Origin of the sequence: Kitasatospora sp. NPDC087315 (assembly GCF_044744345.1) — a bacterium.
Lineage (GTDB): Bacteria > Actinomycetota > Actinomycetes > Streptomycetales > Streptomycetaceae > Kitasatospora.
Map to the genome: position 1 here is coordinate 35,570 of NZ_JBIUYD010000006.1, position 22,099 is coordinate 57,668.

At 70.9% G+C, this 22,099-nt stretch carries 20 protein-coding genes; 9 read left to right on the forward strand and 11 right to left on the reverse strand.

What is annotated here, in order from left to right:
• Positions 1-617: 617 nt before the first annotated feature.
• Positions 618-1,481: a DsbA family protein gene (locus ACIO5D_RS10375; RefSeq protein ID WP_400658168.1), complete on the reverse strand. Its 864-nt coding sequence runs from the start codon at positions 1,479-1,481 to the stop codon at positions 618-620.
• A gap of 234 nt (positions 1,482-1,715) precedes the next feature.
• Positions 1,716-2,621, reverse strand: a complete 906-nt coding sequence (locus ACIO5D_RS10380; RefSeq protein ID WP_400794851.1) for a DsbA family protein — start codon at positions 2,619-2,621, stop codon at positions 1,716-1,718.
• A gap of 489 nt (positions 2,622-3,110) precedes the next feature.
• Here ACIO5D_RS10380 and ACIO5D_RS10385 point away from each other — a divergent pair, with 489 nt between their 5' ends.
• Positions 3,111-5,855: a M4 family metallopeptidase gene (locus ACIO5D_RS10385; protein ID WP_400794736.1), complete on the forward strand. Its 2,745-nt coding sequence runs from the start codon at positions 3,111-3,113 to the stop codon at positions 5,853-5,855.
• A gap of 541 nt (positions 5,856-6,396) precedes the next feature.
• On the opposite strand, the gene ACIO5D_RS10390 is transcribed toward ACIO5D_RS10385, so the two are convergent.
• Entirely contained in the window at positions 6,397-7,371 is a 975-nt protein-coding gene (locus ACIO5D_RS10390) for a helix-turn-helix transcriptional regulator (protein WP_400794738.1), read from the reverse strand.
• 62 nt (positions 7,372-7,433) lie between these two features.
• Here ACIO5D_RS10390 and ACIO5D_RS10395 point away from each other — a divergent pair, with 62 nt between their 5' ends.
• Positions 7,434-7,613 carry a hypothetical protein gene (locus ACIO5D_RS10395; RefSeq protein ID WP_363610400.1) on the forward strand — a complete coding sequence of 60 codons (180 nt, stop codon included), beginning with the start codon at positions 7,434-7,436 and terminating at the stop codon, positions 7,611-7,613.
• Positions 7,610-8,077, forward strand: a complete 468-nt coding sequence (locus tag ACIO5D_RS10400) for a VOC family protein (RefSeq protein WP_400794740.1) — start codon at positions 7,610-7,612, stop codon at positions 8,075-8,077. The genes ACIO5D_RS10395 and ACIO5D_RS10400 overlap by 4 nt, the downstream gene beginning before the upstream one ends.
• Positions 8,078-8,231: 154 nt before the next feature.
• Here the strand turns inward: ACIO5D_RS10400 and ACIO5D_RS10405 are convergent, their stop codons facing one another.
• A complete protein-coding gene (locus ACIO5D_RS10405) occupies positions 8,232-9,587 on the reverse strand; it encodes a tetratricopeptide repeat protein (protein WP_400794742.1) in 1,356 nt (451 codons plus the stop codon).
• Positions 9,588-9,829: 242 nt separating this feature from the next.
• Here ACIO5D_RS10405 and ACIO5D_RS10410 point away from each other — a divergent pair, with 242 nt between their 5' ends.
• From ACIO5D_RS10410 to ACIO5D_RS10430, 5 genes are all read left to right on the forward strand, one after another.
• Positions 9,830-9,985, forward strand: a complete 156-nt coding sequence (locus tag ACIO5D_RS10410) for a hypothetical protein (RefSeq protein ID WP_400794744.1) — start codon at positions 9,830-9,832, stop codon at positions 9,983-9,985.
• Between the two features lie 117 nt (positions 9,986-10,102).
• Positions 10,103-11,029 (forward strand): hypothetical protein, encoded by a 927-nt coding sequence (locus ACIO5D_RS10415; RefSeq protein WP_400794746.1) that lies wholly within the window; start codon positions 10,103-10,105, stop codon positions 11,027-11,029.
• A gap of 35 nt (positions 11,030-11,064) precedes the next feature.
• Positions 11,065-12,309, forward strand: a complete 1,245-nt coding sequence (locus ACIO5D_RS10420; protein ID WP_400794748.1) for a hypothetical protein — start codon at positions 11,065-11,067, stop codon at positions 12,307-12,309.
• A 627-nt stretch (positions 12,310-12,936) separates the two neighbouring features.
• Positions 12,937-13,578 carry a hypothetical protein gene (locus tag ACIO5D_RS10425; protein WP_400794750.1) on the forward strand — a complete coding sequence of 214 codons (642 nt, stop codon included), beginning with the start codon at positions 12,937-12,939 and terminating at the stop codon, positions 13,576-13,578.
• 223 nt (positions 13,579-13,801) lie between these two features.
• Positions 13,802-14,110 carry a hypothetical protein gene (locus ACIO5D_RS10430; RefSeq protein ID WP_400794752.1) on the forward strand — a complete coding sequence of 103 codons (309 nt, stop codon included), beginning with the start codon at positions 13,802-13,804 and terminating at the stop codon, positions 14,108-14,110.
• Here the strand turns inward: ACIO5D_RS10430 and ACIO5D_RS10435 are convergent.
• The 7 genes from ACIO5D_RS10435 to ACIO5D_RS10465 form a co-directional block, all read right to left on the reverse strand.
• A complete protein-coding gene (locus ACIO5D_RS10435) occupies positions 14,107-14,358 on the reverse strand; it encodes an HNH endonuclease (protein ID WP_400794754.1) in 252 nt (83 codons plus the stop codon). The genes ACIO5D_RS10430 and ACIO5D_RS10435 overlap by 4 nt on opposite strands.
• A gap of 521 nt (positions 14,359-14,879) precedes the next feature.
• Positions 14,880-16,595 carry a recombinase family protein gene (locus ACIO5D_RS10440; RefSeq protein WP_400794756.1) on the reverse strand — a complete coding sequence of 572 codons (1,716 nt, stop codon included), beginning with the start codon at positions 16,593-16,595 and terminating at the stop codon, positions 14,880-14,882.
• Positions 16,596-17,071: 476 nt separating this feature from the next.
• Complete coding sequence (locus ACIO5D_RS10445; protein ID WP_363610404.1) at positions 17,072-17,716, reverse strand: response regulator transcription factor; 645 nt, start codon at positions 17,714-17,716, stop codon at positions 17,072-17,074.
• Positions 17,680-19,044, reverse strand: coding sequence for a sensor histidine kinase (locus ACIO5D_RS10450; protein WP_400794758.1), 1,365 nt, complete (start codon positions 19,042-19,044; stop codon positions 17,680-17,682). The genes ACIO5D_RS10445 and ACIO5D_RS10450 overlap by 37 nt, the downstream gene beginning before the upstream one ends.
• A complete protein-coding gene (locus ACIO5D_RS10455; protein ID WP_363610408.1) occupies positions 19,041-19,847 on the reverse strand; it encodes a type II CAAX endopeptidase family protein in 807 nt (268 codons plus the stop codon). Before ACIO5D_RS10455 ends, ACIO5D_RS10450 begins: the two co-directional genes overlap by 4 nt.
• Positions 19,848-20,012: 165 nt before the next feature.
• Positions 20,013-20,135 carry a hypothetical protein gene (locus ACIO5D_RS10460; protein ID WP_400658200.1) on the reverse strand — a complete coding sequence of 41 codons (123 nt, stop codon included), beginning with the start codon at positions 20,133-20,135 and terminating at the stop codon, positions 20,013-20,015.
• Between the two features lie 21 nt (positions 20,136-20,156).
• Positions 20,157-21,125: a hypothetical protein gene (locus ACIO5D_RS10465; protein WP_400658202.1), complete on the reverse strand. Its 969-nt coding sequence runs from the start codon at positions 21,123-21,125 to the stop codon at positions 20,157-20,159.
• Between the two features lie 162 nt (positions 21,126-21,287).
• Between ACIO5D_RS10465 and ACIO5D_RS10470 the strand changes: the two genes are divergently transcribed.
• The gene (locus tag ACIO5D_RS10470; protein WP_400658204.1) at positions 21,288-21,932 is read left to right on the forward strand and encodes a CatB-related O-acetyltransferase; all 645 of its coding nucleotides are present in this window, start codon (positions 21,288-21,290) and stop codon (positions 21,930-21,932) included.
• Positions 21,933-22,099 lie beyond the last annotated feature (167 nt).

Consider the following 22,099-nt stretch of genomic DNA (forward strand, 5'->3'; position numbering starts at 1 on the left):
CACCTCCCGCGCGCCGCCACCGCCGCGAGCAGGGTCGCCTCCCGAGGCGTCGGCGCGCAGATCGGGTCGGCCGGGCGCGGCTCGCGCCGCCGTCGACCTGGTCCAGGAACAGCCGGACCGACACCGCCTCACCGGAGGCATCCGCACGTCTCACCGGTAACCCTCCGAGAAGGGAAGCCGTGATCCAGCACCGTCTGTATCCACTCTACGCAGCGGCCGGGGGGACGGTCTCCGCCATCCGTTCCCGCACCTCCCGTGCGGGCTGCCGCTAGGGGCGCCGCAGCGGCCGGAATCGTGAAAACTATGTTTCATGAGTTCCGAAGGACCCCCACCCCCACCTGCGGCCCCTCAACCGCCGGGGCCTGATCTCCCCAGTTCACTCCGGTTCACGGCCCGCTCGGGCTCGCGAAGCACGCCCCTCCGATGCCACCTTTGAAAGGCGTCTTTCACATCCAGGACGGATCACGCCGCCGGCCCCAGCAGGGTCACGATCACGGACGTGCGCGTGGCGGATCCGGCTACGGGCAGGGCCGGTCGTCGACCTCCTGAAGCAGCGGGGCAGTCCAGGTCCGACAGCCTTCCGCACCCCGGGGAAACCTCACTCCCCCCGGTACGGATCAGGACGACTGGGCCGAAGGCGACGCCGCGTGCTCGGGCGATTGCGCCGGCGAAGAGGAGGGCGTCGGCGAGGGGGCCTGCGAGGCCCGGTCGGCCTCGGCGATGGCTTCGAGCACCGCGCCCTCGAACGCCTCCTTCGAGGCCATGGCCCCACCGGTGTGCGGGTCGAGTTGCTTGCCGTTGAGCAGCATGGCCGGCGTCCCCTGGAATTTGTGGTGGCGGAACTCCTCCGTGACAGTGCGTACCCAAGCCTCGTGCGTTCCCTTGTTGACGCATTGCTCAAAAGCCGGCGTCCGCAGTCCGGGGACATTTTCGGCGAGCCGAAGGAGTTCCGCCCGGTCGGCGAACCTGTCGTTCTTCTCCTCGGGCTGGTTGGAGAAGAGGACGGCATGGTAATGGGCGAATTTGGCCAGGTCCTGCGCGCACGCGACGGCGTTCGCCGCTCGCAGGGACCCCTTTCCGCCAAGGCCGGCGTCGATGGCCGCGAGGGGGTGGTACTCCAGGCGCAGCCGGCCGGACTGGATGTACCTCTGCAGCACCTCGCCGAGGCGCGCCTCGGCCGCCCGGCAGGCGGGGCAGCGGAAATCCTCGTAGACCTCCAGGACTGCCGGAGCCTTCTCCGCTCCCACCTCGATGGCCTTGCTGTCGGCCACGGTTCCGAGGGGCGCCAGTGCGGGTCCGTCGTCCTGGGAGCGGTACGTCTGCACGGCGATCCCTGTGATCACCGCAGAGGTCACGACGGCGGGCACGAGGCCGAACACCATGAAACGGCGTCGACGTTTCGCGAGAATCTCTCGCGCCGCGCGTTCCGCGCGCCTGCGCTCATGTGCGACCAGCTTTCCATTCCGATTCGCCCGGCTCATGTTCCCCTCGTTCGCTGGTTGGTTTTTGCGCGTTGGCCCCGCAGTATTCGGTACGGGTTTTGTCCGTCGACGACACGGAATATCTCTCCGCCCCTCTGCGCCCACGGCCGAATTCGCCCCGGGCCGCCGTTTCCCAGCCGCCCTCAGCCCCCGGGCCGGTCCTGCGCGCACCCGCCGACGTAGACGGCCTGCCCGGAGTCCCCGCTGCGGAGCCCCGGCCGAGCCGACCGGTCGTCAGCCGCCGGAAGCGTGTGCCGGCTCCCTGGTGCCGGAAGCCGCAGCCGTGCGCTCGGACGCCTCTGCCGCCCTCACCCTGCTGGGCGAGGCGGACGCCGAGGCCGAGTGCGAGACGGTGGCGGCCGAGGCAGGCGGGTACGGCGGGGTGTTCACCGGCGGGTGGAAGCCCGGGTCCTTCAGTGCGAGGTCCTCGACCGTCTTCCACAGCTTGGTGACGGCCCCGTCACCGTCGATGTCGACCCGGTCGCCGTTGAGCACGACCACCGGCGCGTCCGCGTGGAACTGCTTCGTGAACGTATCGGTCCCGCGGGTCACCCAGCCCGCGTGCGCGCCGTCGTCGACGCACCGGTCGAACGCCGCGGACCGCAGCTCGCCCACCCGGTCGGCCAGCGAGAGCAGGTCCTGCTTCGCGTCCGGGTTCTGCTTGCCGGCCGCGACGAGCACCTCGCGGAAGGCGGTGAACTTTCCCGCGTCCTGGGCGCACGCCGCCGCGTTGGCGGCCCGGGCCGAGGTCTTGCGGCCGTCGGTCGCCACCGGGTGGTACTGGATGATCAGGCGATTCTCGACGACCAGCTGGCGAAGCGTCGGGCCGAACCCCTCGGCGAACTTCCGGCAGGCGGCGCAGTCGTAGTCCTCGTAGACCACCAGCGTGGCGGGTGCCTTCTGATAGCCCACCGAGATCGAATCCCCGCTGGACCCGGACGGGGGTTCGACATGATCGGGTCCGAACCCCGAACGGAACAGGAATCCGCTGCCGACGACCACGGCCACCACGGTGACGGCCGGCAGGAGGCGCTTGCGGGTCCGGTGCGTGGACCCGGTCCGGAGGAATCGCCTCCGGCCGGACGGCGCGGGAGAGTCATCTGTCGGATTCGGGAAATCCTCGTCGCCCCAGGAGGCCATGGGATTCGTTCCAATCGGGTCGGCACTCGCCGGCTGGCTGTCGAGTGATTGTCGGCTTCCCCCGTTTATAGACACGAGCCGAGCGATGGGTTTCTCACCGTACCGATCGTCAATCAGCAATCATGCGAACGTAGCAACGCCGCGACAGGGCGGTGGCCCGGGAACAGGGTGTTCCCGGGCCACCGGTCGGGGCCGGCCCCTCCCCCGCGCACTCATAGACAGGTCATCGACATATCTCGGTCGATGACCTATGGTCGTTGCACGGCGGGACGCCGGCCGCAGGAGTCGGCAAGCGTCGTACGCTGCGTCAACCGCTGCCCTCGGCAAGGTCCCTGCCGTCTCCGCAGGCCGGACCAAGGTGCTCGTCGACGCCATCGGACGGCCCATCGGCTCCCTCGCGTGCCGTCACCGCCGATCCCGCATCCAGTACTCCGCGTTCCATGTTCCGCATTCCGTGTTCCGTGTTCCGTGTTCCATGGGAGGACCGCAGTGCACCATCGTTCCCGCGCGCCCAAGGTGCTCGGCGTCGGCATAACCGCCGTCCTGGGCCTGGTCCTGGCCGCGCCGCCCGCCCTGGCCGGACCGGCCGCCGACCCCGACCCCGTCCCCGGCCTGGTGTCCGGCCAGGACACCGCCGCCCCGCAGTTGGTCACGGGCCTGGCCGAGCCGGCCCCCGGCGACCCGGCGGCCGCCGCCCTGGCCCATCTCGCGGCCCACCCGGACCGCTACCGGATCGACCCCGGGCAGCTCGCCGAGATCGGCGCCGAGCGCACCGCCGACGGCCGACGAACCGTCAGGTTCCAGCAGTACCACGGCGGTATACCGGTGCTCGGCGCGCAGTACCTGGTCCACCTCACCGGCGAAGGCGCCGAGCAGCGGGTCGAGTCGGTCGGCGGCAAGTACTTCACCGGCCTCACCGCGCCGACCACTCCCGCCGTCCCGGCCGGGACACTGCGCAACCTGGCGCTCGGCTCGCTCACGGACCGGCGCGCCCGGGCCGGGGCCACCGCCGAGGACCACGGCCAGGTGATCCTGCCCGGCGGCACCGGCCGGCTGGCCCAGCACTTCACCCTGCGCGGCACCGACCCGGACACCGGCGGTCCACTGGTCCGCGAGGTCTACCTGGACGCCACCGCCGGCGCGATCGCCCTCGCCCACGACGCCCGCACCCCGTACACGGCCGGCGACGGCACCACCGCCCCCACCGCGGCCGCCACCGCCCGCGCCGAGGCCGGGGCCGAACCCGCCACCGGCACCGCCCCGGACGCCTTCGGCCGCTCCGTCAAGGTGAACATCGGCCGTCTCCCGGACGGGAGTTACCAGCTCACCGACCTCACCCGCCCCGCCACCATCGCCACCCACGACGCGGCCGGCCGGGACTACAACGACTTCCGGGGCGGCATACCCGCCGACAGCCTCCCGGCCCGTTCCCCGGGCCCGGACTTCCCGGCCTCCACCGGCAGCAGCGGCGCCACCGACGCCCACCTCAACGCCGCCGCCGTGTACGACTTCTACCGCGACCGGCTCGGCCGGGACGGCCTGGACGGCAAGGGCGGCCCGATCACCTCCGTGGTCAACGTGACCAACGGCGGCGCCCCCTTCCCGAACGCCTTCTGGGACGGGAAGAAGATGGTCTACGGCGACGGCGGCACCACGTACCACCCGTTCTCCGTCGCACTCGACGTGGCCGGGCACGAGATGACCCACGGCGTCATCGAGCACACCGCCGACCTGGTCTACGTCGGCCAGCCCGGCGCCATGAACGAGGCACTGGCCGACTACTTCGGCAACGCCATCGAGGTGACCGCCCGCGGGATGTCGATGAGCGACCCGAAGGCCGCCCTGCTCGGCGAGAGCCTCTGCCGCACCGGCACCCCGGAGGACTGCGCGCAGCGCCGGCTGGACGACCGCCGCACCACCGTGGACGACTACCTCGGCGCGGGGGGCGGTGTCGACAACGGCGGGGTGCACCTCAACTCCACCATCATCGGCGGCGCGCTGTGGGACATCCGGCGCACCCTCGACCCGCTCACCGCCGACCGGCTGGTCTACCGCGCACTCGCCGACTACCTCACCCCGCTGGACGACTTCGTCGACGGCCGCAACGCGGTGCTCGCCGCCGGCCGCTCGCTCAAGCTCACCCGGGACCAACTCCGCACGGTGGCAGCCGCGTTCGACGCCCACGGCATCCGCGCCGGCTGGGAGAACCGGCTCGGCCTGGACAGCCGCACGCTGCTGCGCGACGCCTCCACCCCGGTCGCCCCCGCCGCCGCCAACGGCCGCTGGGTGATGACCAACAGCGACCCGGCCGGCAAGACCCCGACCGCGCTGTACACCGGCTCCACCACTGCCCCCGACGCCCCCACCCGGATCAGCCCGGAGGACGGCCGCCTGCACGGCTGGGCCGCCACCGACGGCAGGTCCGCCGCGTGGCTGGCCATCGGCCCCGACGCCCAGGGCGCGTGGGGGATGGAGGTGCTGACCCGCCCGCTGTCCGGCGGCCCGGTCCGCAGCCTGTTCCGCTCCTCGACCCAGCAGCCCAGCGATGTCCAGATCTCCGGCGACGACGTGGCCTACAAGGTGACCGACTTCGCCACCGGCCGAAGCAGGCTCCACCTCTCCCACAACGGCGCCCCGGCGGTGGAACTCCCGCTGCCCGACGGCCACGACCTGTCGGGCGTCACCCTCAAGGACGGCGTCCTCGGCTGGTCCGAGACCTGGACGGTCGGCGAGAAGCGGGTCTCCGCACCGACCGTCTACTCGATCGCCGCCGGCAAGGTCACCGCCCAGTACCTGGTGGGCGACCCGAGCGGCAGCACCGGGACCGAGGCCACGTCCACCGTGCTCGCGGGCGGACGGCTGCTCTGGGTGGAGACACCCGGCGACCGGACCAAGCGGAGCTCCATCCGCTCCGGCGCCCTGGACGGCTCCGGTGTGACCGACGTGCTGTCCGGCACCTCGCCGTACGCCCCGTCGTGGACCACCATCACCGCCTCCGACCGGGCCGTCACCTTCGCGGCGCCGGGCAGCAAGCCCGCCGGCGGCTGGACCAACGCCGCGCTGCCCAAGCTCTGGCAGCTCCCGCTCACCGGCGGCACCCCCGAGCGGCTCTCCTGCAACCGCGGCGGCCAGGAGAAGGCCGCGGCCGACCAGGGCACCCGGGTGATCTGGCTGGACGCCACCGCCGGCCGCACCGACCTGGTGGTCCGCAACCGCCCGGCCGGCTCCTGCTGATCCCCCTCACCCCCCGGCCCGGCCCGCCACCCCTCCGGTGGCCGGCCGGGCCGTGCCGGTCGTGCGCGACCGGCACGGCCCTCGGCCCGGAGGGAACAGCACGGCCCGGCCACTACAGGTGGGCCACGGTCCACGAACGCTGAAGCCGGCTCACCACGCCCGCACGAGCGGGGCCGGCGACAGGCGAGGGCTGCGGTGCCGCCCTCGCCTGTCGCCGGGAACCGCCGGAATCGACGTATCCGGCGGTTGCTCAGAACAGCGGGTACCGCCGCACGTAGACGCCCTGCTGACCGTCGGCACCGCCGGGGACGAGCGCGCCGCCGGAGGAGAACAGCACCGTCGTGCCCAGCGCGTCGACGGCGCTGCCCGACCCGGCCTCGACCTGGGTGCCGTCGGCCGCGACGCTGACCCGTTCGGTCCGGCCCGTCCACAGGTCGTGGCGGAAGACGTCCTGGTGCCCGTTGGCGTCGCCCGGGACGAGGTTGCCGGAGCGCCGACGGCGTCAACGGCGTCGCCGCCTGCGCGGGCACACTGGCGCACATCAGCACGGTGAGCTCCTCGCACCGGCCGACAGCAGCCTCTCCGCCAGCACCCGACAGCGACTCGCGAGCTCCGGAGGGTCGAGCACCTCGAAGTCGTGCCCCAGCAGAAGCACGTGCATGAGCACGAAGTCGAGGCTGCCGGCGCCACTGAGCACCTCGCAGAGCCCGCTCCCGCGCGGTCGCACGACGGCCGCCGACGCCGGGATCTGCGCGCGCACCGTGTCGGCCGACGCGTGCACGAGGAAGCTTGCCCGGTGCGGGTAGACCCGGCTCGCCACCCCCTCCTGCACGTACGCCGCCGCGTCGGGCGCCGTGCGCGGGCGGAAGCGCCAGGTCCGTGCGGACGCCTCGGTCATCCGGTCGACGCGGAAGCTGCGCCAGTCGTCGCGGTCGAGGTCGTAGGCGAGGAGGTACCAGCGCCGGTCGGAGGCGACCAGGCGGTACGGCTCGACCCGCCGCCGTCGCACCCCGCTCCCGGAGGGGTAGTCGAAGCCGGCCTCGACCTCGTCGCGGCAGGCTCTGGCCAGCGTCATGAGCACCTCGGAGTCGACCGGCGTGCGGCCTCCGCCGAAGAACTCCACCGAGCCGGAGAGCGCGCGCACCTCGTGCCGCAGCCGGGTGGGCAGCACCCGGTCGAGCTTGGTCAGCGCCCGGAGCGCGGTGTCGCCGGCGACCGCGCCACCCGCGCCGGCGAGCAGCGACACCGCGGTGGCGATCGCCTCCTCGTCGTCGAGAAGCAGCGGCGGCAGGTCCTGCCCCGGACCGAGCCGGTAACCACCGCCGACACCGCGGCCGGCAAGCACCGGATAGCCGAGCGCGCGCAGCCGCTCGACATCACGCCGTACCGTGCGCGACGTGACCCGGAGCCGGTCGGCGAGCTCGGGGCCGGTCCAGACCTGACGCTGCCGCAGCAGCCCGAGCAGGGTGAGCACCCGCTCCGTCGTACCCCGCTCGTCACCGCGTGCCCCGTCCATGCCACCCACTCTGCCAGGGGTAGCGGACCGATCCTGTCCGCCAGAGGTGTCAGGGTGGCTCCATGAACGCGGACGAGTCCTTCTGGCCGCCGGTGCCGGACGTCTGGAACCTGCCCGAAGTGCCCACGGCCGGTCCGGTGCCGCCCGTCCACCGCGAGCCGATCCACCGTCTGTCCGAGGTCCGCCTGCTGCGCGGCCTCTCCCCGCACACGAGACCCGCTACGAACGGAGCAACCCGATGAGCCGCCACCTCCAGGTCACCTTCGACGCCCACGACCCGCGGGCGCTGTCGTCCTTCTGGCGCGACGCACTGGGTTACGTCCACCCCGGCCCGCCCGGAGTCGACCTGCCCGAGGACGCCGACCCGCTGGCCGCGTGGGACGACTTCCTCGCGCGGATCGGCGTACCGGAGGAGCAGCGCAACACGAAGTCGGCCATCGAGGACCCGGACGGGCACGGCCCGCGGGTGTTCTTCCAGCAGGTGCCGGAGGACAAGGCCGCCAAGAACCGCGTCCACCTCGACGTCCGCGCGGCTCCCGGACTGCGGGGCGAGGAGCGGATGGCGGTGCTGGAAGCCGAGTGCGACCGGCTCGTCGCACTGGGCGCGGCACGGGTGCGTCGCCACGAGCCCGCTCCCCCGATGAACGCCGGCTTCATCGTGATGACCGACCCCAACACACGTGACTACCAGTTCTGTGCAGCTTAGCCGCAGGTCAGCACCAACGACAGAGCCCCGCCCGGCGCTTGGCCGAACGGGGCGTTTTGCTGTCTGGCGAGACCTACTCGGTGCGAACGGCTCGATGGTGCGGGACGGCCCAGCACTCACGCGACCAGTCAGGGCGGGGTCTGGCGGGCGCGGGTCAGGCTCGGACGAGTTCGGCGGCGCGCTGCCCCAGGTCTGCGGCGCCGGGGATTCCACGACGGGCCCAACTCGTCATTGTGGTCCGGACTTTGTGAAGGTCCTTCTTGTGCCGGTCCGAGACGACTCCGTCCATGAAATCCAGCGACTGGCCCCAGATCCCCACGGCTTCGTCGTGACGCCGCTGGGCAGCGACGGACCGGGCCAGATTCCCGAGCGTCAGGGCGTGAATGCGCCGGAACGCTTCGGGGTCACGACCAGCGAGGGCGGCCAGGTGGTGGCGTTCGGCCGCCTGGTGGTCTTTCAGCTCGGCCAGCGTCTTGGCGGTGTGAGAGGCGACGGTTGCCGCTACCGGCCCAGTAGCCGCCGTGAAGGACGCGGGCGGCGTCGCGGTGTCGAGCATGGCGTCCTCGGCCGCGAGAAGTGCCGCTGCGGCCTTCTGCCCACTCCCCACGGCTCCGTACGCCCTGGCGCTCGTGATCAGCAGCAGGGCCTCGGTTTGCGGGTCCACCTTCCCTCGCGCTCGCCGTAGGGACTCCTCCGCCAGTTCGACGCAGAACTCCGGCTGCTTGAGGTTGAGGGCCTGGTGGGCGAGAGCGCGCATCATCCAGGCTCCGTGTCCTGTCGGATCGCTCTCGCAGGCGAGCTGGTAGCCGAGAAGGTAGTACCGCTGTGCGGCACCCTCCCGGCCCAGGTCGTGGTACTTCCACGCGGCGAGGTACGACAGTTCGGCCGCCACGCCGTAGGCGTCCCGGCGAATCGCCTCGGAGGGGTACACGCCCTGAAGCATCGGCACCGCCGTGTCGGTCAGGTAGGTGGTCACCGCACTCAGCCCGTGCCCACCGCCAAGACGCTCGTCAGCGGCGGTGAACACGCTGGTGATGTGCCGGACAGTGGCCACCTCGCCGACACCCACTCGGCCGCCGGTCCTTCCCGCTCGCAGGGTGGCGGCGACCGCCTGGTGATCGTAGGTCAGCGGCAGCGCCACGGCGGCGGTGGCGAACGCACTGGCGAGGAAGTCACGGCGGGACTGCATCACGGCTCTCCCGAGGTCGGCGGCGGTGGCCAGCGGGTCGGCGCTCATAACCTCCCCGATCGCTTCCGACCCTAATCCGATCTCCGCCACGGTCACCTTGCGACGCGTCCTCCGGGTAAGGGCCTCGGCAAGATACTGCGGCGTGCGCCCGGTGGGGGTACCGCCGGCCACCCAGTGAGCGACGGCCGAGGGTGCCGTTGCCAGGTTCTCCCCTGCCTCGGCAGCGACCACGCGCACTGTCGTCGCCAGCGCCTGGTACGTGCATCCGGCCTCGGCGATGGCACGGGCCAGTGCTTCGTTCGGTGCCTTGGTGTCCGTCAACTGTCGCCCCTAATTGCGATCTTGAACGGGTTGAACGGGATCGGTGTGCTCACACTGTACCGCCGGAGCGTGACTGGCTGTTCACTGATTGCACCGACAGGCCAGGGGTTCCCGCCGACTGGCACGGCAATGGCGACACCTGCCGCAAGCCACGCGGTGAACCCGCCAGCGGTCGGCAGACTCCTCCCGGACCTCGGGGAGGTGCACCAATCCGCAGCAGTACCTATGGAGGGAGCACAACCATGTCCGACAGCACCCAGGTCAGCAACCTGACGCGCCGCCTGGACCACTCGGTGCCGGACGGCGACTTCGCGCCGGTGGGCGTCGAGTCCCTGACGCGGCGGCTGGACCACTCGGTCCCGGACGGCGACTTCGCGCCCGTGGCCACCGATGCCTGACAGCAACTCCGAACTAATGCCGAGTAGTTGACGGCATGGCGGGTCGGCCCGGATGACCACCCGGGCCGGCCCGCCGCGCGGCATCGCCACACAGCCCCCGAGCAAGGAGAGTCCGCAATGAACACCACCATCGCCACCAGCGTCCCGGCTGGCTCCTTCTTCGACCTCGGCCGGAAGGACCCGGACCTGCTCCGCCTGCGCGAGGAGGGCGCGGAGAGCGCTCTGCCGTTCGCCTTGATGGAACGCCTCATCAAGTCCGGTACCCCCTACGCGCAGCACGCCCGTTCCCTGCGCAGCGAGAGCGTGACCGTGGCCGGAGCGGCCTTCGACTGGTTCGACGCCCGGCTTCCCGGCGAGATCGCCAACGAGATCAACCTGACGAACTACGAGATCGCCGAGCACAGCGATGACCGCCGCGCAGCACTGTCCGAGGCGCTGGACCGCCTGTCGCTGGTCCACCCCGAGGGATTCGCCCGCGTGCGCGAGTTCGTTCGTGGGCTGCTGTGGGTCGGGCTCAAGCCCGGAGTCCGCGCTTCATCGCTGACCAGTTCCAGTGACCCGGCGCTCCCGTACATCGTCGTGTTCTCCGACAAGGCCCGACACCACATCCCGCCGAACACGGTCAGCCCGGAGCCGTCTCCCCGCTTCCTCGCGGAGAACCTGCTCCACGAGGGAACGCACCAGTCGATCAGCTTCCACGTCCTTCAGCACCAGGTCTTCGCCGACGGGTACTCGTCCAAGGAGTCCCCGAAGATCGAGATCAAGTGGCGAGCGGGGCAGGGCGTCGAGCGCAACCAGCACTGGGAGGTGGACCGGGCCTTCCACGCGACCTGTGTCTACAACCAGCTGCTGAGGTTCCGCCGTACCGAGTTGGACCGCGACGACCTGACCGCCAACGAACGCACGTGCTTTCAGGCCGCCTACGACGAGGGCCTGCCCGCCGTCCGCTACCTCATGCGCGAACTCGAACTCCTGAGTGAGCACTTCACCCCGCACGGGGTGGAGCTGCTGGCCGACCTGCGCCAGCAGACCGACCAGCTGTAGTGCCACTCTGAGCAGAACCGAACGAGGAGGGTCCGGTGCTCCAGCACCTCATCACACAAGACGCCGGCCTGCGGATGGTCCCGACCGACCGGAGCAAGTTGACCACTGCGGTCGGCCAACTCCAGGACGACCTAAGGGCTTTGCCCGAGGGGGCCGACCCCGCCCGCACCCGGGTCCTGACCAGATGGATCGGCGTCGGGCAGATGTGCTTGGGCCACCACGAGGAGGCCCTGACGTTCCTGCGGCAGTCGCTCGACTTGGCCGCAGCGAGCGGAAACACCCGGGCGGTCATTGCCACCGGGCTCAACCTCGGCGACGCCCACCGCTACGCCGGTGACATGCGGACTGCGGATGCGCTCTACCGCAGCGCCCTGGGCACCGCGCGGAGCCAACACCCGGAACTGGTGGACTTCGCGCTCCAGCACACCGGGAAGTACCTGATGGAGCGCGGTGACCTCACGAGCGCCGAGGCCCATCTCCGGGAAGCGCTGCGGCTGCGGACCGCCAAGGGCGACACCGAGCTGATCGGGTCCACGCAGGCAGCACTCTCGCGGGTGGAACTGCTGATCGACCAAGCCGCCGCGCCGGGGGCGGACAACGCCGTGCCCGGCCAGTGGAGCGGTCAGTGGACTTCGTGGCTCCAGTCCAACACCACGGCCCGGACCCCGGACCGGTGGGCAGAAGACTTCCCGGCCATCCGGAGCGCCGTGCGCGGGCTGACCGCGCATCAGCGGGTACACCCGCGCCACCTGCGCGACCAGCCGTTCCCGGTCGAGTCGATCGCCGCTATGGCGCAGGAGGCCGAGGAGGCCCTGACCGCCAACGGATACCTCCACAACGGCAAGTGGAACGCGGCCGTGGGCGACGCCGCGAACCGCTTCACCGGGCAAGTAGATCTCGCCGCAGTCGTCGCGGAGTCCACCGGCCTGGAGGTGGAGCAGCCGCACAACGGCGTCTATATCGCCTATCTGGAGGAGGGGCAGTTCCTCGACTTCCACGTGGACGAGTTCGGGTTCGGTGAGGCCAATCTGATCCTGTGTCTCAAGCACGAGCGTCCCGCCACAGCTCCCACTGTGAGCACTACCGTCTTCATCGGCGCTGACGGCTACCGTGCGTGCGATCTCGCGGCGGGCGAATGCGTCGTGTTCGATGGTGCGATCACCCCGCACGGAAGGACGCCCCTCGGCGCTGGAGAACGCGTGACCCTCATCAGCTTCGGATTCCGTGCGCGCGATGTGGCCAAGCGTTCGGCCGCTCACCTCCCGGTGGCTCCGCGCTGAGTGCGGGAGGTTCTTCACAAACGCAGAAAGGCCCCGCCCTGTCTCCACGAGGGAGAACAGGGCGGGGCCTTTACGACTCTCTTTCCTGTGACGCTCCGCGCAAACGGCTCTACCTGCGGCGAGAGTCTTTTCCCTCCCTGCCGCGCCTTATGGCACCGGGAGGGAGGCGCCCCCCTGGGGTGTCACCGCAGGTCAGGGCCTCGGACAGGCTTAGCGCGCTCACTGGCCCATCCTCCGGGCTGGTGAACGGCCGTCTCACGGCTGTGACACTGCGTACACAGTGGACGAAGACGCGACCACGCGTCCGGGTCGGGCACACCTCGGGCGACCAGCGACCGACGCGACTCCGGGAAGTGGTCGGCGACCACGGCGACGCGAGCACACAGCACGCACCACGGATGGGCGTAGAGGTAGGCCCGACGGATGCGGGGCCAGCGAGGGCCGTACGCGCTTCCGCCCGGTGTGCCTCGCTGCGCGTCGGCCTCGGCCTGGTGGCGCGAGCAGCGTCCGTCCGTGGTCAGCTCGGGGCACCCGGGGACCGAGCACGGGGGGCGGGGCTTGCGGGGCATGGGGGATACCTCGGATCAACTCGGTCAACAGCGGAATGGCTTTAGTTCACCCGTTCGAGTGGTTGATGTGTTTCGGGTGATCGGAGAGGGCAGTGCTCCGGATGCCAAGAAGTCGCAGAGAGATGAGATGGCGATGGATGTAGACACGGTGACGCTGGATCAGTTCAACCGGTGGCTAGAGCGCGCCGACGAGACCGGGAGCGGGAACAGGGACGGCAGGGTCAGCAGGGAAGAGTGGCTCGCGTATGTCCGGACTGCCACGGCTTTTTTCGACGGCCTGCGGAATGTGCAGGACGCCGAAAAGCTCTTCGATGACCTCGACTCAAACAAGTCCGGGTTCCTCGACCGGGACGACGCCATGGCCGTCAGCGAGCGCGAGTGGGCCGCACGGGAGGCTTCCACCCTCAGGGTTAACAAGCTCAAGGAGCCCTATCCCACCGAAGAGGTGCGGATCATCAACACCAAGCTGAATAGGTCCACCGGCGGTCAGTACCAAGACGGCATCATCAAAAAGGTATGGCAAGGCGACGGTGGCGATGACGACTACGGAGTCACGCTGTACCAGCCCGTTTACGGCAACGAGGTGACCGTCTACCCCAAGGGCTCGGATCTGGTCGTCGCGGCCACCCGGAACGCCGGCTACGCAAGCGAGGCCAAGGACAACCAGCGCGAGAAGGAACGCAACTCTTGGACCAACTAAGGGAATCTTCCTGCACCGACGCGTTTAGCTAGCGCCTCTGACTGCCCCGGTATGGCCTTGCCCGAGCCCGTACCGGGGCGTCGTTCTGTCCAGTTCCGGGTGCCCGGGGGCCAAACAGGGCGACCGGGGTCTTCGGGGCATGGGGGTACCTCCTCGCGGGCCTGGTGGACGGGGTGAGTGCGGACCGGACGTGACCCAAGCGGCTCAAGATCGTTGGCAGCGTATGAACAACATCAAGCGCGCACTTGCCACCCTCGCCCTCGCCGGGGCTGCACTGTCGTTTGCCGGGACCGCGCACGCGGACAAGATCTTGAACAACATGAATGAGGTCGTCGAGTGGGACCGGTCGACGAACAACTACGGGGTCACCTACGGGGATAGCGTGAACGCAGGCACGGGCAACGTCATCAATCCTCAAACGCTCATCGCGGGCAGCGCACTCGTCGGCTCCCACGTTGCACCTCCCGCCGGTCCTGGCCTTGTTGACGTGCCCGCCACCCCTGGGGCGCCCCTTCCTCAGCCCCTCATCTAGAGCAGGGTCACCCCGAAGTCCTCGCGGGTTTTGAGCCGATGGCACGGTCGGCACAGCGGCCACACGTTGTCGTCGGTGTCCTCGCCGCCGAGGGCAAGGGGCTGCCGGTGGTCCACGTCGACCAACTCGGCGGGGAAGCCCTCGCCGCACAGACCGCAGACCGCAGAGCCGTCCCGGTCGATCTGCCGGCGAAGCCGCTCGGCGCCGCTGTAGTGGCGTGAGACCAGGGCTTGCAGCCGTCGGCGCACGGACCGAGGGGCGGGCTTCGTAGGCCCGGTGGTGGGCTTCACAGCGCCCTCGGTGCGTCGGGGGCGAGGGACAGTCGATACAGCGCACGGTGCCCCCTCTCAGCGTTGGGTGGTGCCGCACTTCGCGTAGATGCTCTACGACAAGTGCTCGCCATGGGGGACTGAGCGAGCTTGCTACCCCGGTCGGCGCCCCGAGGGGCGGTTACTGGTGGGCGGCTCAGTCCCCCGCGCTCTGCCTCACGACTCCGGCGGCCACCCCCGAGAGGGTGCGTGGTGCACGGGCAGAGCGTCGAGAGAGGGGCGCGGGCACTCGGTCCGCCTGTTCCCGTCAGTGGGGTGCGCGGTAGTCCTGCGCTCCCTCTCTCGGAAGTAGAAGAGGGGGACGAATTCCCGCGGGGCCCGAGGGGTGGTGACGGGTGACGTTGGAGACGCAAAATCTAGTTTCTTCTACACACACGGGTGTCTAGATAAAACAGAAATCACCCTCTCGAACGTCACCCGTCACCACCCCCGCCGATGCCCTACGCCGCTGCCTTGACGGGCTCGGCAAGCCGGACGCTGCTGCCCACCGCCGGGGCGGTTCCAAGGGGCATGGTCAGCACGTCCCGGAGCCCCGCCAACTCCTCGATAGCCGGGTCAAGCTCGCCGCTGATCATGAACTGGACTCGGCGCATGTCGAGCTTCCGCCACCCTCCGCGGGTGCCGCGCTTGACCTCCAGCCGTGCGCCAGCGTCCACCAGCATTGCGCGTCGGGCGTTCGTGTCCGCCTCGGCCCACTCATCCGCGTAGGTCCGGCCGGTGGGCGTCACGATGCGCTGCGGCTCGCGCTTCTCCCGGTTCTCCAGGTCGGCAATCCGGGTGTCCAGTGCATCGGCGTGCGTCTGCCACTCGGCCGCAGCGTGCCGGGACTTCTGGCGCCCCTTCTGCTTCTGGTGCTCGGCGAACTCGGCGACTGTGGCCAGTAGTTCGGGCTCGGGGTCGTACCCGGGTACCTCAACGACGTGTTTGGTCGGGACCGGGCCGACCAGGCGCAGGAACTCGGCGGACACGAAGTCGTCCACCCAGTCACCGCGCACGCTGGCGGGCAGCTCGCACAGATCGCCCCGGGCGTGGCTGTTGCACTTGTACGTCGCCGTCTTGCCCTCTTGCTTGTTCAGGTACATGCGCCCGCCGCAGGCGTCGCAGTGGATCACGCGCAGCAGCAGCGCGTCAGTGTCCTGCCTGTCCCCGGTGTTGATACTGCGAGAGTCCAGCAATGCCCCGATGCGGTCGAACTCCTCGCGGGTCATGATCGGCTGTTCCGTCGCCATGATCGGGTTGCCCTCGGCGTCCCGGACCGGCTTCCCGCGGTGCATCTTCCAGCCGAGCAGCGTCTCATTGCGAAGCATCCGCGTGATGACAGCGGGGGTCCACTTGAACACATCGCGGACGACGTGCTGTCCCTTGGCCCCGCCGGTCTTCCCGCCCTTGGCGCGGTTCATCTTCACCGCCCAGTGATCACGTGGGCTCGGGATGCCGTCTGCGTTCAGCCCGGCCGCCACCGCGGAAACGGTCTTGCCCTCCAGCAGCTCGCGAACGATGCGTTCGATGACCTCGACCGCATCGGGGTCCGGCACCAGGGTCCAGCCGACCCCGCCGTGTTCCTTCGGCATCGGGGCGGGCATGTAGCCGTACGGCGGACGACCACCGCCACGCCACCGAAGCGGCATCTTGCGCATGGCAGCCATGGCGCCGGTCACGCGGTCGCTGATGCTCTGCGACTCGACCTGTGCGGCAAACGCCAGCATGAGCATCTGGAGTTCTGCCATGGGGTCCATGGGGTTGCGGAAGTCGAACACCAGGCGCCCGCCGCCTATGCCTTCGGCGAAGACCAGCACCTTGCGGTGTTCCCTCGCCCACTTGGCGAGTTCGTGCATGTGCCCCATGGACCGGATGGCGCGGTCGAAGCGCCACCACACCAGGGCATCGAAGCTGTTCGGGTTGCTCAGCCACTGGCCGAGCTGCGGGCGGTCGAACGGACTCGTTTTGGACGCGCTGACGTCGAGGTCCACCGCCTCCCGGAGTGCGGCACCCTGCCCGAAGTCGATGTGCAGCGCTGCGGCTGCCTGATCGTCCGCCTCGCGCTGTCGCTCGGGGCTGGTGGTCTCGTCCGTCAGTACGGACAAGCGGACGCAACGAACACCCCGAAGGGTCTCGTTGAACACTGTGCCGGACAACGGATTGCGGAAGTCTTCCATACAGCGTGGGGAGGGGGAAGATTTCCCAGTACCGCACTCCGAGTCCCTGACCTGCACGGATGCCGCTGCCATCTCTCACACTCCAGAACATCCAGTTCTGTGTGTTGGGAGACCCCGAGGGCAACGAGTTCTGCCTGGACTGACGCGGCTCGGCTGTGATCGCGGAAAGCCGCAGGGGCTGGCGTCGGGGCGGGCGCCTTGCGGGTGCCCGGAGTCGCCGCGGATACTCGGGTGCGCACCACGCACGGCTGCACGGGGAGCGGGGAGAGAGCCGCTGTGAGTCGGTCCCGTCTGCACCGCCGGATCCACCGGGACTTCCCCGAACCCGGGTCGGCCCCCGAGATCATCCGTCTGCTGGCGGAGTTCGACGCGGACTTCGGCCCCACGCACGGCCAGGATTCGGACCGAAGACCGACCCGCCGACCGGCGAGGGCTGAGGGACGGCTTCGAAGGCCCGGTCGGCCTCGGCCCCGGGCTCAGCGGTCGAGGTAGGCCAGGACGGCCAGGACCCGGCGGTTGTCGTCGTCGGAGGCGGGCAGGTCGAGCTTGGCGAAGATACTGGCCGTGTGCTTGGTGACGGCGCTCAGGGTGATGTGGAGCTGCTGGCCGATCGCCGGGTTGGAGCGGCCCTGTGCCATCAGTTCCAGCACCTGCTGCTCGCGGGGCGTCAGCGCCGTCGTGCGGCCGCGGGCCTCGCCGCGGCTGAGCAGTTTGGCGATGACCACCGGGTCCATCACGGTGCCGCCGCTCGCGACCCGGGTGACGGCGTCGACGAACTGGGCGGCGTTGGAGACCCGGTCCTTGAGCAGGTAGCCGACCGCACCGGAGCCGTCCGCCAGCAGCTCGCGGGCGTAGAGCCGCTCGACGTACTGGGACAGCACCAGGACGGGCAGGCCGTGGGTACGGCGCCGGGCCTCCAGGGCGGCCTGGAGGCCCTCGTCGGTGAAGGAGGGCGGCAGGCGGACGTCGACCACGGCGATGTCCGGCCGGTGGTCGGCGAGCGCCCTGCGCAGGGAAGGGCCGTTGTCGACGGCGGCCACGATGTCGAAGCCGTGCTCCTCCAGGGTGCGGACCAGTCCGTCCCTCAGGAGGAAGAGGTCTTCGGCGAGGACAACGCGCACGGGATCTCCAGGAGGATCGTGGTGGGGCCGCCGTCGGGACTGCGGACGGTCAGGGTGCCGTCGAAGACGGCGATCCGGCGCTGGACCCCGCGCAGACCGGTGCCCCGGGCGGGGTCCGCGCCGCCGCGGCCGTCGTCGGTGACCTCGGCGGCGAGCACACCGTCGCGGTGGCCGAGCCTGACCTCCACCCGCTCGGCACCGCTGTGCTTGGCGGCGTTGGTGAGCAGCTCGCTGACCGCGAAGTAGACCGCCGACTCGACGGGGGCGGCGGGCCGGCCCGGCAGCTCGGCCGTCACCTCGACGTCCAGCATGCTGTCGAGGGCGAGGGCGCGGACCGCGTCGGCGATGCCGCGGTCCGCCAGGACCGGCGGATGGATGCCGCGGATCAGGTCGCGCATCTCCTCCAGGGCGCGGGAGGAGGCCTCGCGGGCTCCGGCGAGCATGAACAGGGCGGCCTGCGGATCGTTGTTCACCAGCTTCTCGACGCTGTCGATGGTCATGCCGAGCGCGACCAGCCTGGCCTGGGCCCCGTCGTGCAGGTCCCGTTCGATCCGGCGGAGCTCGGCGGCCTGGGCGTCGGAGGCGTCGGCGCGGGTGGTGGAGAGATGGTCGACCCGCAGGCGCAGCCGGGCGGTCCGGGTCGGCGCGAGCAGGACCGCCGTCCAGCGGGCGTGCAGTCGCAGCGTCCACGGGCCGACCAGGAGGCCGGCGAGGATCAGCGCGAGGCCGACGGGTACCGCGGCCAGCGCGGCGCCGGACGAGTCCACCTGGATGACGGTGTACCAGTTGCTGCCGCCCGCGCGGTCGATCGGCCCCCAGACGAAGGGCTGGACCAGTGCGCCGTACACGCCGTACAGCACCAGCGCGCCCGGCAGCCCGGCGATGACGCCGCCGATCCACGGATCGGCACTCGCCCACACCAGGTCGCGCCAGGTGGCCGGGTCGCCCAGCAGGGCGAGGCAGGTACGGACCCGGCCGCCGAGGCCGGGCTCCCGCGGCGGCGTCGGGCGGTACGGTTCGGGGATCGCCACCCCCGTCCACCGCCCGGCGCGGCGGCGGGCGGTGCCGGCGAGCCGTCGCAGCGTCCCGACGGCGAGCGGGAGCAGGAGCAGCCCGACTCCGGCGCCCAGCAGCCAGATCGCGAGGTTGACCAGGCAGGCGACCAGCCCGGCCGACAGCGACAGGGCCCACAGGGCCGCGGCCCGCCCCAGCGCGACCGGCCGCTCGGCCCACGCCGTACGGGCGGTGGCCGCCGTTCGGCGAGCGCTGCCGTCGGTGGTGGTCGGCGTGTCGTCCGGTGTACGGGTGGCAGAGGATCCGGTGTTCATCGGACGGCCTCCGTGCGCCGGACCCGGTGGCCGGCCACCGCCAGCGCGACCGCGACCGCGGTCGAGCAGCCGGCGAGCGCGGTCATGCCGGCGACGTCACCGCCCTCGATGTCCAGCACGCCGAGGGTGCCGAGATTGATCAGGCAGTGGAGGGTGCCGGCCACCAGGAGGGTCCCGGTACCGGCGCCCGAGACCAGGACGGCGAGTATCACCGAGACCGCGACGGTCATGACCATGAACGCCGTCATGAACGCGGCTCCGAACCGCAGGTACTGCACGTGCCAAGCCCCCCAGAGAACACCCACCACGACCGCTGCCGCCACCGGCGAACGGCCGGCCTCCAGCCGCCGCTGCAGAAAGACGCGCCAGCCCAGTTCCTCGCCGCACGCGCCGACCCACTGCAGGACGACCAGCAGCCACCACGGCCCAGCCAGTTGACCGGCGTCCGTGAGGTGCACCGGCCGTCCGGCCAGCGCGAGGACGCCGAGCGACAGCCCCAGCACCGCGACAACCAGACCCGCACCGGTCACGCAGCGAACGAGCACGTCACGGGTGGGCCGCAGCCACCTCATGCTAGCCGGACCGGCCGCGGGCCTCCTCCCCCGCCTCAGCAGCACCGTCACCACCACGGCGGCGACGGCGGGGCCGAACTGGGGGAGCATCAGCAGCCCGGGGTCGAGCGGGAGCATCGGCTGCAGAGCCAGCAGCAGACCGGCCACCACCCAGGTCAGCAGGGTGAACAGCGGGACCGGCCAGAACTCGCGGGCACGCGTCGCGGCGACGCGCTGCTGGGCATGGGACATCCGTGCACCTGTTCTTCTCGTCGGAGGTGTCGTTCTGACGACACCTACGACGATCGCGCCCGGCCCTGTGGCACGCACTGCACCGGACCTCACTCCGGGGGTGTACTTCTGCGCACCCCTGAGCACTTACCGGAGGCGACGGACGGCCCCGCACGGCCTCCGCGCTCAGTACGGCAGGTAGTAGCCGAGCACATCCGCGGTGAGCGGCGGGAGGAGCGCCCGGAACAGTTCCTCGTCCCGGGCGTGCCCGGGACTCGGTTGTTGCCACCTGGACAGGAGCGTCGTCACCGACCTCACGGGTCGGAACAGCTAGCCGCCGATCGCGGCGACGGCCTGGTTCCCCGCCTCCAGCACGAGCTGCCCGAGCGCGGTGCCCGCCGCGGGCATGACCAGCTCGACCAGCCGGTCGGCCGTGCGCCGCAGGAGACCGCGGTCCGGGTGCGCGCGTGCGGCCTCGGCGGACAGGGCCCCGGCCTGCTCGGCCGCCTCGGCCTGCTCCTCGGGCGACAGCCCGAGGACGGGCAGGCTCTGCTGGATGAGGCCGGTGAAGTGGATCAGCGCGGCCGGGTCGAAGCCGGCGGTGTTGTTCTGCGTGAAGTCCCGCTGGGAGCCGATGATGGTCCCCTGCGCGTCGGTCAGGTAGGTGTTGAACGTCGTCGTCCCAGGGGCCGTCTGCTCCTGCCGCACGAACTCCGACACGGTCTTCTCGCTCTCTGCGCAGTCGATGCCCCGCGCGGTCAGCCTGACAACGTAGCTGTCGGCGGGGCTGAGGAAGGTGTCCCTGGCCCGCGGGCCGAAGGGGCCGGTGTCCTGGTGGACGACGGCGAGTCCGCGGGCCGCGAGGTACCCGATGGCCTCGCACACCTCAGGTGCGGTGACCGGGTCGCCGCAATAGGCCGGTTCGGAGTCCAGGAAGCCCGCCGGCGGGTCGGCATCGGCGCAACCGCTCTGCCGGTACCCCTGGCCGGGTTGCCCGTAGAGCCAGTCGAGAACGTCGGAGCGGACCGCGTTGTTGCGCCGGGGGCGATTGTCGCGCTGCTCCAGCACGGCCGCCGCCTGGGCCCGGCCCACAGGTGTGAACCTGACGATGTCGGCGACGAGCGAGACGGGCCGCAGCAGGCCCTCGGCGGTCAGGGCCGCGCGCAGGCCTGCCGCCTGATGTTCGGGGATGCCGTGCCCGGCGGCCCACTCCCGCACGTCGAACCCGCCCGCCGGACGGTCCGCGGTGGCGGTGTGTGCCCAGGCCAGCAGGGACGCGCGCTGGTGGTCGGGGTGCATATGGGCGCCTTCTGGATGTCTGCGGTCGGCTGGGTGTGGTCCTGGGCGGGAGCGTACTCAGAGTCCGGCTGGAAGGTCACCCCCCGGCGGCCCGGGGCACGGGCCCACCATGGATCATGGACAGTGCCGGCCACCCCCGGATCGACGGAAAGCGGTGCCACCATGAGTCCTCTCCCGCCCGACCCGACGGTGCTCCACCCCTTCCCCGACCAGCCGCGCGTGGTCCTGCTGAAACCGCTGGTGACCTCGCCGCTGATCGAGGTCGGCGAGTACTCCTACTACGACGACCCCGACGACCCGACCGCGTTCGAGACCCGCAACGTGCTCTACCACTACGGCCCGGAGAAGCTGGTCATCGGGAAGTTCTGCGCGCTGGGCGAGGGCGTGCGGTTCATCATGAACGGCGCCAACCACCGTATGGACGGCCCCTCCACCTTCCCCTTCCCCATCATGGGCGGCGCCTGGTCCGAGCACTTCGACCTCCTCGCCGGCCTGCCCGCCCGCGGCGACACCGTCGTCGGCAACGACGTCTGGCTCGGCTACCGAAGCGTGGTCATGCCCGGGGTCCGCATCGGCCACGGCGCGATCATCGCCGCCGGATCGGTCGTCACCACCGACGTCCCCGACTACGCCATCGCCGGCGGCAACCCCGCCAAGGTCATCCGCTCGCGCTACCCCGACGGCGACATCGCCCGCCTGCTGGCCGCCGCCTGGTGGGACTGGCCCGCCGACCACCTCACCCGGCACATCCGCACCGTCATGTCCGGGACCGTCGACCAGCTCGAAGCCGCCGCCCCCAGGCCCTGACCGCAGGCCGGCGGCCGGAGCGGCAGGACACCGCGCGCCTGACCACGCCGGGCCGCGCCGGGCGTGATCCACATCACCACCGCGGGAGCGATGATTCCGTAGTGGCCGGCAGTCTTCAGTGTCGTAGGCCCGAGGGCGTAGCAAGCAGAGCAGGCAAGACAGAGGAG